This is a genomic window from Bartonella sp. ML70XJBT.G (genome assembly GCF_028618575.1).
GTDB lineage: Bacteria > Pseudomonadota > Alphaproteobacteria > Rhizobiales > Rhizobiaceae > Bartonella.
The window spans coordinates 18,821-34,867 of the sequence record NZ_JAQITA010000013.1 but is presented as its reverse complement, the minus strand read 5'-3'; the positions used below and the strand labels follow the sequence as shown (position 1 = coordinate 34,867).

General features: G+C 39.6%; 16 protein-coding genes and 2 pseudogenes. 2 read left to right on the top strand and 16 right to left on the bottom strand.

Annotated elements, in window-relative coordinates; all coding sequences use genetic code 11:
- Positions 1 to 645: 645 nt before the first annotated feature.
- The 13 genes and pseudogenes from yacG to PVV64_RS07035 form a co-directional block, all read right to left on the bottom strand.
- On the bottom strand, positions 646 to 951 hold the full coding sequence (gene yacG / locus PVV64_RS07100; protein ID WP_273760404.1) for a DNA gyrase inhibitor YacG: 306 nt from the start codon (positions 949 to 951) through the stop codon (positions 646 to 648).
- A gap of 26 nt (positions 952 to 977) precedes the next feature.
- Complete coding sequence (locus PVV64_RS07095) at positions 978 to 1,673, bottom strand: Maf family nucleotide pyrophosphatase (protein WP_273760403.1); 696 nt, start codon at positions 1,671 to 1,673, stop codon at positions 978 to 980.
- A 191-nt stretch (positions 1,674 to 1,864) separates the two neighbouring features.
- Positions 1,865 to 2,083, bottom strand: a complete 219-nt coding sequence (infA, locus tag PVV64_RS07090) for a translation initiation factor IF-1 (RefSeq protein ID WP_004857577.1) — start codon at positions 2,081 to 2,083, stop codon at positions 1,865 to 1,867.
- 1,725 nt (positions 2,084 to 3,808) lie between these two features.
- The gene (locus tag PVV64_RS07085; RefSeq protein ID WP_273760402.1) at positions 3,809 to 3,937 is read right to left on the bottom strand and encodes a hypothetical protein; all 129 of its coding nucleotides are present in this window, start codon (positions 3,935 to 3,937) and stop codon (positions 3,809 to 3,811) included.
- A gap of 1,767 nt (positions 3,938 to 5,704) precedes the next feature.
- Positions 5,705 to 6,286 (bottom strand): disulfide bond formation protein B, encoded by a 582-nt coding sequence (locus PVV64_RS07080; protein WP_273760401.1) that lies wholly within the window; start codon positions 6,284 to 6,286, stop codon positions 5,705 to 5,707.
- Positions 6,287 to 6,296: 10 nt separating this feature from the next.
- Positions 6,297 to 6,449: a DUF5993 family protein gene (locus PVV64_RS07075; protein ID WP_273760400.1), complete on the bottom strand. Its 153-nt coding sequence runs from the start codon at positions 6,447 to 6,449 to the stop codon at positions 6,297 to 6,299.
- A 1,329-nt stretch (positions 6,450 to 7,778) separates the two neighbouring features.
- Positions 7,779 to 9,011: an MFS transporter gene (locus PVV64_RS07070; RefSeq protein WP_273760399.1), complete on the bottom strand. Its 1,233-nt coding sequence runs from the start codon at positions 9,009 to 9,011 to the stop codon at positions 7,779 to 7,781.
- 573 nt (positions 9,012 to 9,584) lie between these two features.
- The gene (locus PVV64_RS07060) at positions 9,585 to 9,824 is read right to left on the bottom strand and encodes a hypothetical protein (RefSeq protein ID WP_273760398.1); all 240 of its coding nucleotides are present in this window, start codon (positions 9,822 to 9,824) and stop codon (positions 9,585 to 9,587) included.
- 116 nt (positions 9,825 to 9,940) lie between these two features.
- Positions 9,941 to 10,216, bottom strand: coding sequence for a hypothetical protein (locus PVV64_RS07055; protein WP_273760397.1), 276 nt, complete (start codon positions 10,214 to 10,216; stop codon positions 9,941 to 9,943).
- Positions 10,217 to 10,318: 102 nt separating this feature from the next.
- Positions 10,319 to 10,562, bottom strand: a pseudogene (locus tag PVV64_RS07050) (hypothetical protein).
- Positions 10,563 to 10,609: 47 nt separating this feature from the next.
- Positions 10,610 to 10,896, bottom strand: a pseudogene (locus tag PVV64_RS07045) (HigA family addiction module antitoxin).
- 13 nt (positions 10,897 to 10,909) lie between these two features.
- Positions 10,910 to 10,996, bottom strand: a complete 87-nt coding sequence (locus tag PVV64_RS07040; RefSeq protein WP_273760437.1) for a hypothetical protein — start codon at positions 10,994 to 10,996, stop codon at positions 10,910 to 10,912.
- A 296-nt stretch (positions 10,997 to 11,292) separates the two neighbouring features.
- A complete protein-coding gene (locus tag PVV64_RS07035; RefSeq protein ID WP_273760396.1) occupies positions 11,293 to 11,565 on the bottom strand; it encodes a DUF977 family protein in 273 nt (90 codons plus the stop codon).
- 623 nt (positions 11,566 to 12,188) lie between these two features.
- Here PVV64_RS07035 and purE point away from each other — a divergent pair.
- A complete protein-coding gene (gene purE / locus PVV64_RS07030; protein WP_273760395.1) occupies positions 12,189 to 12,686 on the top strand; it encodes a 5-(carboxyamino)imidazole ribonucleotide mutase in 498 nt (165 codons plus the stop codon).
- Here the strand turns inward: purE and PVV64_RS07025 are convergent.
- The gene (locus PVV64_RS07025) at positions 12,624 to 12,998 is read right to left on the bottom strand and encodes a hypothetical protein (RefSeq protein WP_273760394.1); all 375 of its coding nucleotides are present in this window, start codon (positions 12,996 to 12,998) and stop codon (positions 12,624 to 12,626) included. The two genes, purE and PVV64_RS07025, sit on opposite strands and share 63 nt — an antisense overlap.
- Here PVV64_RS07025 and PVV64_RS07020 point away from each other — a divergent pair.
- Complete coding sequence (locus tag PVV64_RS07020; protein WP_404978422.1) at positions 12,949 to 14,079, top strand: 5-(carboxyamino)imidazole ribonucleotide synthase; 1,131 nt, start codon at positions 12,949 to 12,951, stop codon at positions 14,077 to 14,079. The genes PVV64_RS07025 and PVV64_RS07020 overlap by 50 nt on opposite strands.
- A 411-nt stretch (positions 14,080 to 14,490) precedes the next feature.
- Here PVV64_RS07020 and PVV64_RS07015 read toward each other — a convergent pair whose 3' ends face one another.
- Together PVV64_RS07015 and PVV64_RS07010 are read right to left on the bottom strand one after the other, a co-directional pair.
- Positions 14,491 to 14,667: a hypothetical protein gene (locus PVV64_RS07015; RefSeq protein ID WP_273760392.1), complete on the bottom strand. Its 177-nt coding sequence runs from the start codon at positions 14,665 to 14,667 to the stop codon at positions 14,491 to 14,493.
- 825 nt (positions 14,668 to 15,492) lie between these two features.
- Positions 15,493 to 15,843: a helix-turn-helix transcriptional regulator gene (locus tag PVV64_RS07010; RefSeq protein ID WP_273760391.1), complete on the bottom strand. Its 351-nt coding sequence runs from the start codon at positions 15,841 to 15,843 to the stop codon at positions 15,493 to 15,495.
- Positions 15,844 to 16,047: the final 204 nt, after the last annotated feature.

Sequence of the window (16,047 nt, the reverse complement as noted above, 5' to 3'; positions counted from 1 at the left end):
TGCACTCAAATTGCCTCTACAAATTTCAAATCTCCGTTCCTGCCTCAACGCCAAAAAGCAATTTTTTAAGATCCAAATCCCTGCTGTTGCTCACAAAAGCTAGAGCCTTCTCATAGCACAAATCTTCTCATGACAACTCAAACCACCTGCTCTCTTCTCAACTCTCATATCTTGTGTGTGAAAGAGACGCCCCACTTCTCTCGCAAGCATAAAACCTTCACCAAAGCCCCAAAAGGCAATTCCATACAACACAAACGCCCCAAATTCCGCCAGCTCTCTAGGTATCAATCTTCTCTTTGTTCTCTAAAGGCTAAAGCCCGACTCTTGCCCTATTGGCGAAAACGCCTCTTTCTTCCTTAGCTTGAAGGCTCCGTTCTAAAAAACACCCCACCTCTCTCGCAAACATCAAACCTTTACCAAAGCCCAAAGAAACTCTCTGAAATTAAAAGACCTGCTCTTGTCTTTACTCCCAAAGGCTAAAGACCACGTTTGATTACTATAATTTTCTGTGTCAGCACAAACCCGCGTTTTACCTGCAGTGCAAACAGGCAAAACTTTCCAAGCCCTGCGTGAATTCCCCAGCAGTTTCCAATCTCCGCCTGCACCATACACTTTATTTTCAGTGTTCTGAAACAGCTGATGATTTTATTCTTCTTCATCACTGACTTGCGGTGGTGGAGGCAAGATATAAGCACCGGACAGCCATCGATTAAGATCAATAGCGCGGCATCGTGTTGAACAGAAAGGATAGGCGTTTTGTTGTGCCATTTGACCACAAATGGGACAAGGGTGCGCAGGGCGGATTGGAGCAGTTTCTGTTTGTGTTAAATCTGATTTTTTGAGTGTTTGTTGTGTCTTTGTTATTTGTTGAGAGGTATTACTGAGTTTTTCTGTCGTTTGTTTTTTTTCATTTTGCCTCTCCCCTTTTTGTTGTTTATTATCCTGTGTCATTGGTTTTACCTGCTGCATCAGTTTTTCTAACGCATTTTTCCAGTCCAAGAGGAGAGCACTGGATAACGATAATTCGTGAGAAGATCCATTGTTTCCGCCAATGGTAAACCCACTACATTGGAATAAGAACCAGCGATATGGACGACAAAAGCACCGGCTTTTCCCTGAATGGCATAACCACCAGCTTTTCCCTCCCATTCTCCAGTAGCAATATATGTCTCCATCAATGGAGCAGTCAAACGTCTAAAACGGACACGACTTTCCACTAATTTTACAGTTATTTGCTTGGCTTCATTGAGGGCACAAATGGCACCATAGACTTTGTGAGAACGTCCAGAAAGAAAGCGCAAACATTCATAAGCCTCATCTTCACCCTCTGGTTTAGGGAGAATGGTGCGTCCCACAGCCACCACAGTATCAGCAGCCAAGATGATCATTTTCCGCGTAGCGTTCTCTTGGTCAATTTGATAGCGCCACAGCAAAGCCTCTTGCGCTTTAAGGGCTTTTTCTTTTGCCAACCGTTTGGCAAGATTTGCAGGATGTTCTCTTAATTTTGGCGTTTCATCGATATTCGCCGCATAAACCTCATGAGGATCAAGACCAATCTGCGCTAAAAGTGCCAAACGACGGGGTGAAGCAGAAGCAAGCACCAAGAGGATTTCTTCATCAGGATTTTTCTTCAAGTGCTCTTTTCCTAAGAAGGTTTTCATTAAGTTTATCATTTTCACCCCCCCAGAATAACTTTAAGCCCTCACCCAATTTATTTTGGCGCCATACAATCCCCTTTAATATAACCTCAAGCATCTTTCATATTGTTTTAATTTTTCACTTTTTCTCATTTTTTACTAAAAAAAAGATCAGGCATCAAGGTCTTATAGAACAAGGAGGAACGCTTTAGAGAAAACAGCCTGACTTATTTATAGCGATAGGTAATACGTCCTTTTGTCAAATCATAAGGGGTCATTTCCACCATGATTTTATCCCCTGCTAACACACGAATACGGTTTTTACGCATTCTTCCGGCGGTATGAGCAATAATTTCATGATCATTTTCTAGTTTCACACGAAACATCGCATTCGGTAAGAGTTCAGTCACGATACCAGAAAATTCTAACACTTCTTCTTTTGACATAAAAAATAAATTCCTTTACAGTGCGTATAATTTTTTCAGCGTTCATACCCTATTTTCTCAGTTTTGTGAACAAAAATCCAACAAAAAGGAAAAGGTTTTTCTTTTTGTCTTTGTTCTCTAAAGCTATAAAAAGACTTTCACCTACAAAGCTTTCATCTTTCCCTTGAGCCCATTGGTTAACAGATCGTGCTCCAAGTCCCTCTTTCTAAACCTCTCCCCATCTATTTCTCCAGCCTCTCATCTTCCTCCCTCCTTTTGGTGCACTTTAGCTCCCTCCTTGCACATTTTTCTTTCCCCTTTGGAAAATTTGATCCCAAGTGCTCATCTCCCCTCTCATACCCTTTCGTTCTCCCTTAACGCCCCACCACCTCTTTTTTTCAAGCTTGAAAGCCTTTACCAAAAACCCCTCTCACACGCTCCACCACCTCACCTTAGCACCCCACCATTTTGCCTTGCCCCCCATCTCTCCATCGCACGCCTCAACACCAACAAACGCAGGGAATGCATAACCTATCCATACTTTTACAGATAAACATTTTTACGTTTTCTAGCCGAGTGATTATCGATAAAAGCAGCGATGAAATCTCTTTCATGATCTTGAGAATGGCATAGATAGAAAATGCCTTTCTCTTCCATTCTCCACCCTCTCATACCCTTACGTTCCCCCTCACACGCCCCACCACCTCACCTTAACGCCTCCACCATTTTGCCTTGCCCCCCATCTCTCCATCGCACGCCTCAACACCAACAAACGCAGGGAATGCATAACATATCCATACTTTTACAGATAAAAATTTTTACGTTTTTTCAAGCTTTACAGAAAGCGGTATCCCAACTTTCTCTCCAACGATCTTTCACATGAACCACGCCTTGACGCCTCAAACCTTATCGCCAACACCCTACCATCCAAGACAGCAACCAGCCCCCCACCTTGATGCCACACTTCAACGAAAATCATTCTACCAGCCAATAAACATTGTGCTCTACCTCAGCAAAACAGATGTTTCCTCAAAAAAACAAAGGGAAATTTCACATGCCATACAGCTCTACCTTATACAGAGTTCTTTGAACAGCTATATCCACTCCATACGCAACGACCCCGAGCATATCCTCTCCACCAACACTCCATTACGAACACCGACCACCTTTAACATACTCCCAACCACCAGCATCCCTTCACCAGCAACTCACCACCAACGCCTCACCTTAATGCCCCAAACTTTTTGCTTGCTCACCAATTCTCCATCGCATCGATAAGCCCTTCCAAAAGCACACACCATTCACGGTCCTACTCTTTTAGCATTTTTACAGAGACACATTTTTACGCTTTTACAATTTCACAGAAAGCTGTAAAGTGACCATCAAGGAAAAACTCCCATCCAATATCTTTTCATAGTGATCTTATCAGAATGACATAGATGAAAACTGCATCCCATACACTCAGGTCTATTCTCCACCACACGCGCCCTTCTAACACTCTTTTTACTCACCTTCCCTCGCCATCTTTTGCACTCTCTCCTCCAAAACCCATCTTTGCCTCGCTTTAATTCTCATCCCATTCCTTCATCAGATGCATGAGCACTGACAAAAGTGCATAATGCATCACCTTTTTACACTTTCACAGATAGACATTTTTACGTTTTTCAAGATTTACAGAAAGTAGTAACCCAACTTTCTCACCAATATTCCTTCACATCACCCGCGTCTCTCCACAGCTCTCCACCATCAATTTCCTACCATCCAAGCTTCCCTATCAACACTCCACCACCAACACCTCACCTTAATGCCCCAAACTTTTTGCTTCCTCACCAATTCTCCATCGCATCGATAAGCCCTTCCAAAAGCACACACCATTCACGGTCCTACTCTTACACCACTTTTACGGAAGCACATTTTTATGTTTTTCATGATTTACAGAAAGCAGTAAATATGTGTAAATGCGCAATACAATACTGTTTTAAACAGCTGTTTTAAAACTCCATTGCCCTCTTTAAAGAAATCTCACCTCCCAACTCTTGCTTCTTGAGATCCCTCTATTTTGCTTGCACGAACCAACGCATAAAACGCACTCTTTTTCAAACATTCATACAAGCCCCCTCATAGACCACACACTTTAGCGCTTTCATCTATTGGTAGAGAGCAACACAATTAATTTATAATGATAAATTATCCTTTTTTTAACTTGGATCACAACTCCGAATATCGTGAGATTTTCTCATCACAAATCTATTCCCCATGGTGAAACAAGCAAACTCGTGTTCTTGCACGTCAAAAGCTGGCGTATAGATAAAAATTGTATAAGAAAAAACTAAACTTTCTCTCATGAATACTCTCAAATGCAAGGGCTGTCACAACATGGGGAGCTGGCAAAGGATATGATGATGCCGGCTTGCGCTTTCAGAAGTGTAAAGATAGCGGTGCTCAATGGATTTATCGCTATAGCCTTCATGGGCGCCGTGGAATAGGCTTTTGTGCCTTAAGAAAGGTTTTTTAAGAAAAGCTCTTGAATACGCAAATCAATAGCACTCATGTTTTACATGAGGGTTGTGACCTCCTTGAAAGAACGAGAGAAACCAAAACATGAAGCAATGCACAATCCCCATTATTGAAAAGATATTGCTTTAGAGACTTTTGAAAGCCCGTAAAGCTGAATGAAAAGATAAGGCAAGGCTGGGAAGTGGTTTTTATCTTTAAAACTTCATATTCTCCGCTAATGAGGTTGTATTCGCGTTTCAGCAATTACACATACAGAGATACGCAATACGCTTGCTCCCCCTTTAGCATACAAAAGCTGATACAGCGCATAAAGCACTTATTCGTCGTTAATCTTTGTCTCAAAGAAGTGGGCTGCTTTGGGTTTGGATGTTGATAAACACACAAAAAAATTTAACAAGAGGCGAGACACCACGCATGATCCTATCACCACATACGACACATTTTAAAATTGCCCACATTGGGTAAAATGACTGATGTTTTAACATGTGAGATCGTATTATTTTGCGTCTTTCACAAGATGCAAAGACAAAAGAAATATTTTCCCCTCTATCGCTCTGTATAGAATCAACAGAAAAATCTTTGCCTCACAGGCAAAAGAAAGACTTTAGAATAACCCCTTCAAGAAAGTGGAAAAGAGCGTATTGTCTTGCCAAATAGAGAAGCGAAACAAGTATTGAGAAGCAAAGAACCGATAGATAAAAAAAGAGGTCCATTCATGATAAATGGACCTTAACAGAAAATTATTGCGCAATAACTTTCTAAATTTTTACCCTAACGCTCCAAAGGCATTACAAGAGCTGCAAGCATTGATGAACATTAACTACGGGTTTAACTAACATAGAATTTTAAAAGAGACAAGATTAAAAAGCTTTTTATTTTAAAAACAAAAATATTAATAGAAAAGTTTTTCATAAGGGATAAGGATAAGCATAAAGTTTTGAGCGGACAAAAACCAAGCGCTCCACACTATTTTTGCGGCAGAAACTATTTATAAATAGAGGAAAGAGATCAAAAATCTGCAGGCGGATTTCAAGCTTTTGCAAAAAAAGAAGTGACAGCACTGAGTTGTCACTTCTTTTTTGACCATTAAGATATTTATCCGGGAAAATCTATAAAAAAGACATTTTAAGATGAGGAAGGAAACCAACTTGACAACAACTCATATCTTACGGGATCATCAGCACATTGTCCGCCTCCGCACTCAAGCACGGTAGAAACCAAGTTTGCTGCGATCAAGAAGATAAATAAGAAACTTGCTACTTTGCTTAATATTGGAAAAGGAGAAAACTCTTTAAATTTGTGTGCTACTTCACCCAAAATCATGACAACGGAAACTGCGAGAATGCAAAGGACAGCAATAATGAAAGCCCAAGTATAAAAGTGCAATCCAAAGAATGTTGAACCATATCCAAGATCATCTGGAGTGATGTGCAAAAACACTTGTCTTGCAGCGACGATACTGGTGACCATACAGCCAAGAATCACCATACCATAATGTGTATTTTTCACTTTATGGTGAATATTGAGTAAGAACCCACACCCAGCCAACATCAAACCAACGCGTTGGAGCAGACAAAGGGGACAAGGTAATTCAAATTTTACCAACTGATAATAAAAAGCCACCAATAAGACAATGGATAATCCAATCAGTCCTAAGGTGTTCATCAATGTAACAAAATGAGGGTTTTTTTGTTCAACATGTTCCATGGCTACTCTCTCAAAAAGACAAATTTAAAGTAGAAGTTGCGTGATGATTAAAAGTGAGAAGAATGACAACTAACAAAATTGCCCACAAAGCATAACTTATATTTTTTTTGCCGTATAAAGTTGTTACTGCCGTACCTAAAGCAATTAAAAATGGAAGAAACATAGCGTAAAGTCTCCTTTCTTATTATGATGTGTAAAATATTATAAAATTGGGCGAAAAAGAGACCATGGGTTCATTATTCACAATTGATCATTCATTTTTATTGTCTTTGACCGATAAAGGAGGAGATAATGGAGAATATAGGGCAGTAAAAATGAATATCAACACAAAGCGTTTTATTTCGCATATCCCTTTTTTAAGAAACATAAAGAGCACATTCCCCTTATGATGAAAGACTCATTTAAAATGTAAAACATTTGCTCAATATCGGGATTTTGAGTTCTTTTTTTTCAAAATAAAACACTCTATCTTTTGTCTTACTTTTGCCACTAAAATCTCTTTTTTATGTTAAATAATGGTTCAAATTGCTACATGCGTTGCGCATTCTGACAAAATTCTCTCTTTAGCAAACAAAAAAGGATGAGATGTGATGAAACCCTAAATAAAATGTGCTCCTCCTCTACCACCCTCTCTACCATACCTCTCTGCCCCCCTCTACCACACATTGGCTGTCAACTCTCGTAGTATTTTTTGACAAGTCTTGTTCTCAAACTCTGCTTCTAGGGCAATAAACCGCCAGCCAAAATAAAAAGGCTTTTCTCTCATCTAAGATCACTTACCAAAGCAAATCTTCACTCAGCATATCTTTTGAGAGCAGAACAGAACATTGCTTCTTGAATGCCAAAGTTTAAACATCACGCCATAAAAGGAAAGCTCAATTGCAGGGATCATCCCATTATGTTCTGAAAGGCAATGACTTATCCCAAGGGCACACATTTGATCAAAGAGATAAATTCTATTGCATTTTTAGTGAAGCAATTGGGGTCTCTCCCATACACTCAATAGGTTTCAACACCTTTGTTATCTTATCAAGGAATAAGCTGGGAATAGGTCATCATACTTTTTGCCCACTGCTCCTATAGCTCAATCCTTGATACAATGGTTCATAACAAGCATTTTTGTCCCCCTTTCTCTCGTTTATCTCCCCACGCCAATCGTAACATACACCTTGTGAGCTGCAAGCATAGGACTTTGCTTCATTCCCATGAGAAAGATTTGACATGAAAAAATCTTACCATATTGCAAGACTCTTAAACTTTAACAGAGAAAACGGTCTATTCTTATAAATCAATGTGTTGTCTCATGTTGCCTGAGAGAGAAAAAAGTTCCCATGACGTGTTACTTTTGGAAACAAAGCAACCGTTGTACAATTTAGCAAATGAACACCATTTTATGTAAAATCATCAAGAAGCAATGAGGGGAGAGTTTTGTTGCCAATATCAGCAATGAACCGTCTGAGAAAAAAGAAACGGCATGGAGATATCAAAGAGATCAATGATCGTCCTCTTCCGTCTTGTTAAGGTGTATCTCTTTATTTTTCTTAATTTTTATCACTCCCACCATTCCAGTGGAAATAATGAGTGCAGACATCACTAAAAAAGAGCTCAACAATCCTACGAGGGCAAAAAGTCCAGCAATAAAGCCAGAGAGAGCTTCAGCAGAATTTGCTAAAGTTGAAAAAGTTCCAAAACTTTTCCCCAAATCTTCCCGACGAGAATATAATTGAAGCGCTGAGACTAAACTAATATCGACAAATGCACCAACAAATCCTAAAACAAATGCTAACACGAGAATTAGTTTTAAATAAAGTTCTGCTGCTAAGGGCATAACAAACAGAATACCCCCATAGAGAAGCCAAAAGACCATAAGCTTCAACGAAGTAATATGGAATATCATTTTACTATACAACAAACCGCCCACAATCGTTCCAACAGCCATGAGAGAAAAAACATAGCTGACAAAGCTTTCCTCTCCCCCTATAGAGAGAACAAAAGCTGGAATTAAAAATCTTAAAATTGCCCCCGTAAAGAGAATAGCAAACGCCGATCCAATAAGCGTAATAAATAAGTTATTATTTTCTGTAGAAAGAGATTTAAGATAGGAAGCTGTTTCTCGATAAATTTTGATAAAATTGAATGGTTTATTCTCACGTGCGTTTAAATTCACGAGATGAAATAACAAGAGAATAGAGATGAAATAGGTAAAAACATCAAAAATAAGGACTGCCGATTTATTAGCGAAAAGAAGCAGGAGGGAACAAACTAAAGGACCAATGACAGATGCCGTTTCGTCTATAATCTGTGCAAGGCTATTTGCCTTTATCAAATCCTTGATTGAAAACATTTTTGGAATAGTCGCTTGAAAACTTGGTTGAAAAAGACTTCTTCCGATCGTTGTACCTATTGCGGCAAAAATAAGCACAAGAATATGTGCACAACCTGTTATGTAAGTGATAAAAACAAATAATGAGGCGAATAATCTCACCAATTCACTGAAGATCATATTTTTCTTCAAAGAGAAATGATCCGCTAACCAACCTCCGATAGGACCAAAAAAGAGGAAAGGGATAAAGCGAAAAAAATACACAAGCCCTGTAAAAAAGAAATTCTCTGTTAATTCTAAGACCAGTAAAACAAAAACAACTTCATAAGCATAATCACCAACTTTAGAAATAAACAGAGAAGAAAAAAGAGCTAAGGGGCTCTTTTTGAAGAATAAATTCATATCAATCATCCGGTAGTAAATTTTTCTAGACTTAAAGAGAGACGATCTTTCATAAAATTGGTGATATGAACTTCAAAGGAGTATTATATTTTCATAAATTTCTTCATCAGTTAAGAGAATTTTTTTTAAATACTCTCTTGCTAAACAATAAATCGTCATATACATTTCTTTTGGGGAGAGAGGTAATATATACACCCCCGCGGGTTTCCCTATAACCTCTTTCTTCACTTAAAAAGTACAGAAGCTGTATTGCAGTGTGTACCTCACGAAAGTCTCATTCATCAGCTCTCAAAGGGTGATCTGTATTTTTTCCCACCCTTCCGTCATGAGCTCCATCCGCATTCACCAAGGCAAGGAACGTTCAAGGTACAATTCGCCATGATTTTTCTTGGCAATCATACCCCGCAGATATCCCCCAGATGATTTTATCAATTGCCGACAATCTTTTTCGATAATAATGCCAAGAGCGAAAGCGGCTTTTAGAGCCCTATAGTTTTTTGCCTCTCTCCATAAGAATATGACACTGCTTTAAATAATCTGTACAACGATAAGCATCGTCTTTTTGATCAAATTTTATCTATTTATCTTGGGGTGTATTTCCGAGCACCATTTATCTGCTTCTACATCAATGTCTGAAGAGGATACGACATCACCCGCATGAGCAGAATTGATTCCAAGTTGGACTTGTTGCTGAAACCATAAATCAAACCCTATTGTTTCTTTTATAAGATTATCCATTTGACTTTTTAAAAGAGAATGATTGTATGAGAGATCTATAGCTTTGGCTTGCATCTTTTCAGAAAGTTTTTGCATTATCTTGATATTATCCTCTCCGTATATCAAGGATAGACTTTTCAACTACTGTTATACGCGCCTTGTCGAGATTTTCCAACCGTGTATAGTGAGATGCCAATGCTTGTCTTGCTTCATCATAAAGCGCAAATCACCTTTCCGATTTTTGGATAAACTATCCGATTTTTGGATAAACTATAAGCCTCATTGATCCCTTTATATTGTACAGGATTACCAACAAGCACCACATGTTTCTTAATAACATCTATTTCCGTTAGTGCTGTTTTAAGACTACTAATCACAGCCTTACTATTGGCATAACTTAGCAAATCATTTTCTACAAGACTACGTTCCGCACCAAGAAGTGATGATAAATCACCGCTTTTCCCAATGTTAGGAAGATAACCACACAAATCACTTCACACACTCTGTAGTTTCTTGGTCATCAATGCTTCATTGAGTTTTCTTATATAACCATTTTCGTGAAAAAAATACGTTCTAACTCCTCAAACTCTTTAGAAATGATGACCTCCTATGATAACATCTTTATCTAACCAATCGGGACCATATTCTTTATCAGCGTCTTTAGTAGAAAATCGCATATCACGAATAAATTGTGCTCCACGCCGCTTTGTCATCACCAGCACGGTCAGCAGCTTCTGATTCAGCAGTATAAATACAGTCTTGATCTAATCCACCTGCTCGTAATTCCTCACGTTCAGCATCAGTCATATAACTTTTTGGTAATTTCTTTTTCATAGGAAACTCTTTTCTGTAATCTGTCTATTGAAATACTAAGCTATATACTAACATGAACTCATAGAAAGTGGATATATCTTAGGTTGCTTACGTTTTAAAGCTTTTGACAAATCATAATTTGTTTGCATAGCTAGCCAAGCACGTGCTGTACCTACACCAGCCATTTCAAGTCTAATAGCTAAATCTGCACTCATCGCAGCTTTTCCATTTAAAACTCTAGAAATGCTACACGAGACATACCAAGTCGTTCAGCTGCTTCATTAACAGACAAACCAAGTTCTTTGATAACATCTTCATACAGTAATTCACCAGGATGTGGAGGATTTTTCATCATTTTTGAATGTCCCTTACTCGTGATAATCGAGATAATCAACCCTATCTACATCTCTACCTTCAAAGCGGAATATTAGATGACAATTTCCATTGACAGTAATTGACCAGTATCCCTTAAGATTATCCTTTAGAGCCCTTAAAATTATCCTTTAGAGGATGTAATTGAAAGGACGGAAAATTTAAATCATTTGCTGATATAGCGACTTCACGAATTATGCGTAAATCCCAAAATCATAATTTAAGATAACGTGTAACTTTATAAGCTACAATATTTAATATACCATTTTTATTGATGATCGTTTTTTCTGATACTTAAAGTGTATATTTATTGGACATTTTTAAAAGCCATAAGATATCAAATTGATATCTAAATTGAAGTTTTTCTTAAAGAGAGAAATTAAGACAAGCTATACCAAGTTGATCGCCCTCCTCCATGACGCGTCAAAAAGCCTTTTTCAACTAATGATGCAAAAGTTGCTTTAAGTGTATTGGGACTTGCACCAAATTCACGCATCATATCACGGGTTGTTACACGCCCATGACCACGAACATAACCCAGAATATGAAGAGCTAATTCAGACAAAGTCAAAAGAGCATTTCTTTCACTCTCTATTTTTATTTCTAATTGGCGTTTTTGTTTTTGTAGAGCACGTAAAAAAACAGTATCCAAGGTTCCCAATTAGGTGTTTTCGTATAAATTGTCTTTTGCGTTTGATTCAAAGCTAAGTAATAGCTTTCTTTATTATTCTCAATAAGAAGCAAAAAATGAAAAAACTCCCGTTTTTACAAAATTTCTCTTGCAGAATACATCACGATAAATTAAACTGGAATTACTTTGTTGGTTTAATTTATCGTAAGATAACGTTTCAAAAACCCTTCTGTTAGTGCAGTTGGGTTTTTATCTTTTTGCAGAATAGGTAGCAACAAATCACATGGGCACACGCCCATTATGAAATACCTCCATATAAAGAGTCTGCTCTTTTTTCATGGGGATGCGTTTTTGTCCATTGAGTGCCAATTGTTTTGACATAAATTGCAAATGATTGATGATTTACCTCCATGAAGCCAAGACAGAGCTTTCTTAAAGAGGCAAGTGGCATCAACATTTTGTAAAAACCTTCAGTAAATAGCTCGAAACTTCTGTAAAGAGCTTTCCTGTAAAATCTGTATTTTTCGCTCAATTTTTCTTGAAAAACTGTTACTCTCTCATCAATTAACTTTGCAAAGAGCAGGTAAAACTCTTACAAGAATGAAAGGGAAAGAATCGCCTTAACCACTTGTAAAGGATGTAAAATGAGTGAAAAATCATGTGATGTAGCGATTTTAATGGGCAGCCAATCGGATTGGCAAACCATGTGTCATAGTGCGGATATTTTAACATGCCTTGGCATTTCTCATAGTTCCCATATTGTTTCGGCACACAGAACCCCTGAACGGCTCTATCAATTTGCCAAAGAAGCCAAAGCAGCAGGTTTTAAAGTTTTGCTTGCCGGCGCGGGAGGGGCAGCCCATCTTCCAGGCATGCTTGCAGCCCTCACCCCTCTTCCTGTTTTTGGCGTTCCCGTGCATTCACAGTCTTTATCTGGTCAAGATTCTCTGCTTTCCATTGTGCAAATGCCAGCAGGCATACCGGTTGGGACCTTAGCCATTGGTAAAGCAGGTGCAATTAACGCAGCACTTTTAGCAGCCGCAGTGCTGGCAATTTACGATGATAACCTCGCACAACGGCTAGAAGATTGGCGCCAAAAACAAACAGAAAGTGTTGCACAAACTCCGGTAACTGAGGCTTAAAATGACATCATTTTCTAACACGCCCTCCATACCCAGCATGCCCTCCATACCCAGCACGCCCTCCTTACTCAACACGCCCTCTTTACCCAGCATACCCTCCATACCCAACGCACCCGCCATACCCAGCACGCCCTCCTTACCCAGCATACCCTCCATACCCAACGCACCCGCCATACCCAGTACGCCCTCCATACCGAGAACACCCGCAACCAACACCTCTCCAGCCAACACCTCCTCCACACCCAGCACCCCCACGGTCGGCATACCTACCGCTCTCAGTTCATTTCGCAAACTTAAAAGTACATCCACCATGTTACCTTCTGGAAGCACAATTGGTTTAATAGGCGGTGGACAATTGGCGCGCATGCTTGCCATAGCAGCAGCAGAACTAGGATTTCGCACGGTGGTTTTTTGCCCTGAAGCGAATTGTCCAGCAGCGCAAACAGCAAACGAGCATATTGTTGCCTCTTATGATGATAAATCGGCACTAGATCATTTTATTTCTCTGTGTGATGTTGTGACCTATGAGTTTGAGAATCTTTCGCTTTCAACGGTTCAATATGTAGAGCAAGCTAAGAATGTTTATCCCTCCTCCAAAGCATTGGAGATTACGCAAGATCGGCTTTTTGAGAAGCAATTTTTGCGTGATCAAGGCATTAGCACAGCATTGTGGTATACTGTTGATGATTATCCTTCTCTGCTTTCAAGCCTCTCAGCATTAGGTGAACGTGGTCTTTTGAAGACACGTCGTTTTGGTTATGATGGCAAAAACCAGATCATGCTCGATCATCCCCATGAGCAAGCCCTTGAAGAAGCTTTCACGACTTTTCGAGAACAGCCCTTAATTTTAGAAGAAATTGTTCCTTTTTTATCGGAAATTTCGGTACTCTCAGCGCGCAGCAAACAAGGAGAACATATTTTTTATGATTGCCCTGAAAATCAGCATAAAAACGGCATTCTCCATAAATCCTTTGTGCCCTCGCATGTTCCGCTTGAGGTGCAACAGAGAGCACAAGAAATCAGTGTAAGAGTGATGGATGCCTTAAATTATGTTGGCGTTCTTTGCATTGAATTTTTTGTTCTGATAGATGGGCGTCTTTTAGTGAATGAATTGGCCCCTCGTGTTCACAATTCTGGTCATTGGACGCAGAAGGCATGCATAACGTCCCAATTTGAACAGCATATCCGTGCCATTTGCGGTCTTCCTTTAGGGAGCACGCATCGCCACAGCAATTGCCAAATGATCAACCTTCTTGGCAATAATCTGAGTGAATTCAAATATTTTCTCAAGCAAGAGCATACATCGGTCCATTTATATGGCAAAAGTTCTGTTCAACCACTCCGCAAAATGGGCCACATTATTCAATTAACGGGTCCAGCCACAAAATCTTAAGAAGAGACTGCAAAAAACGCTCTCATACTTTCTCCATCCTTTGAGAAAAGCCCCGCCCGAAAATGACAACTCTCTTCTCACCCACCAATATACTACAAAGCTCTTCCCCTGTAAGTCCCGCACAACTCTTCAAACCTCCCCACAGCCCATATGCATGATAACAGTTTTCTTAAGAACAACCCCTCCCACCGCAATAAAGAGCGAATTGACAGCTCTTCCTTATACCTCCACCACATCCCCATAACTCCCCCAACACTCTACCATAAAAACCATGAAGGCACTCTCCTGAAGCCTCAAGCATGAAAAAAGCTCTGTTCAACCATCACGCAAAATGGGACACATCATTCCACGAACAAGCTAGCCCGCAAATCTTAATGAATGGCTTAACAAAACACTCTCATACTCCCTTCATTATTTGAGAAGCGTCGCAACCGTAAAATCGCAAATCTGCAAACCTTTCCCAAACGCACCTACCCCTATGCACGATAACTCTTGGCTAGCATACAACTCCGCCACGCCCCGCAAAGAACAAGCTTCACCCCGCACAAAAACGCTCCACGCATACTCCCTCTTCATTCTTCCACACATGATTTGGTGCCTCGTAAATCTATAAAATCGTAAATCTATAAAATCGTAAATCTACAAATCCGTAAATCTCCCCAAAGACATACCTATCCCAATCATAACAACTCTGTAATTGAACCAAAGCTCGAAACGCCCCGCAAAGAGCCAATTTCACCCTATGTCAAAGCCTCCTTCCCCATTCCTCAAACACCTTGTAAGTCCTCCCCCACAAATCGGCACTTTTTCTCACAACGCCCCACACAACAATGCACTCTGAGCAGCTCCAAAAGCAGGCATAATGTATAAATTCTTTACTCTTTTACAGATATACATTTTGACGCATTTCAATATTGACACAAAACCATAATAAAGCAGCAATGCCCCACAACACTTCATATCTCATCTCCTCCCTATTCCCCTACATCATTTGAGAAGAGCCATGCCCACAAAATCGCAAATCTCTAAATCTACAAGGTCGCAAATCTGTAAAACAGCAAATCTGCAAACTTCCCTAATACACCTACCGCAGGCGTAGAACCCCTGCTCTTTTAAGTCTACAACAAGAGCATCAAAACATGAGACGTAAAAAACTTGATTGCACAACAAAGCGGTAACATGTCATGCATCTCTTGAAAATAACAGCCTCACAAGATCGGATCATGTTGATGGGAAAGTGAAGCATTAAAATACGAAATCCCATAACTCTCTCCTCCTATCGGATAATGATAAAAGAATTCGAGAACTACTGAGCAATCAATACTGTCTGATGAAAATCTTGGAGATTTGCTGTTATTTTAAAGCTTTTCACCCACAATGCATAACGATAATAGAAAAGGAAAGTGATTTATTCTAATCAGAAATCAACCACAAAAGAGCTTTTTGTTTTTTGGGCTTAAGCTCTCGAAAGTTTTTTACAAGCAAAGTTTCTTTTTCGCTAAAGATTTCTGCATAACTCTGCTGTGAGAGCGTTTCTTTTGTTGTAACATCCGTATAAAAAAAGTGAATTGGAACATCCAATATGTTGGCAATTTCCTGCAAACGTCCAGCCCCCACACGATTAACCCCTTTTTCGTACTTTTGGATTTGTTGGAAACTGACTCCCAAATGGTGCCCCAATGCTTTTTGCGAAAGCCCCATCATCCTTCTTCTGCAACGGATTTTTTTGCCTACAGAAATATCATTAATATGTGGATTTTTCACTTGGCTTTCCCCTCCACCGGTTGCGAGCGCCCTCGCATTGGTATTCCGGGAGTCAAAATACTGAGTTCAGTCAGTTTTTTTGCTTTTAGTGCTGGAAAGCACCTGGACATGGCAAAAACTCCCGGAATCCGGGAGATACCAGCAAAGTGGTATCAATTTTTATATACTGAACTTTCGGGTTTTTGAATCCCTATTGATCGCTGC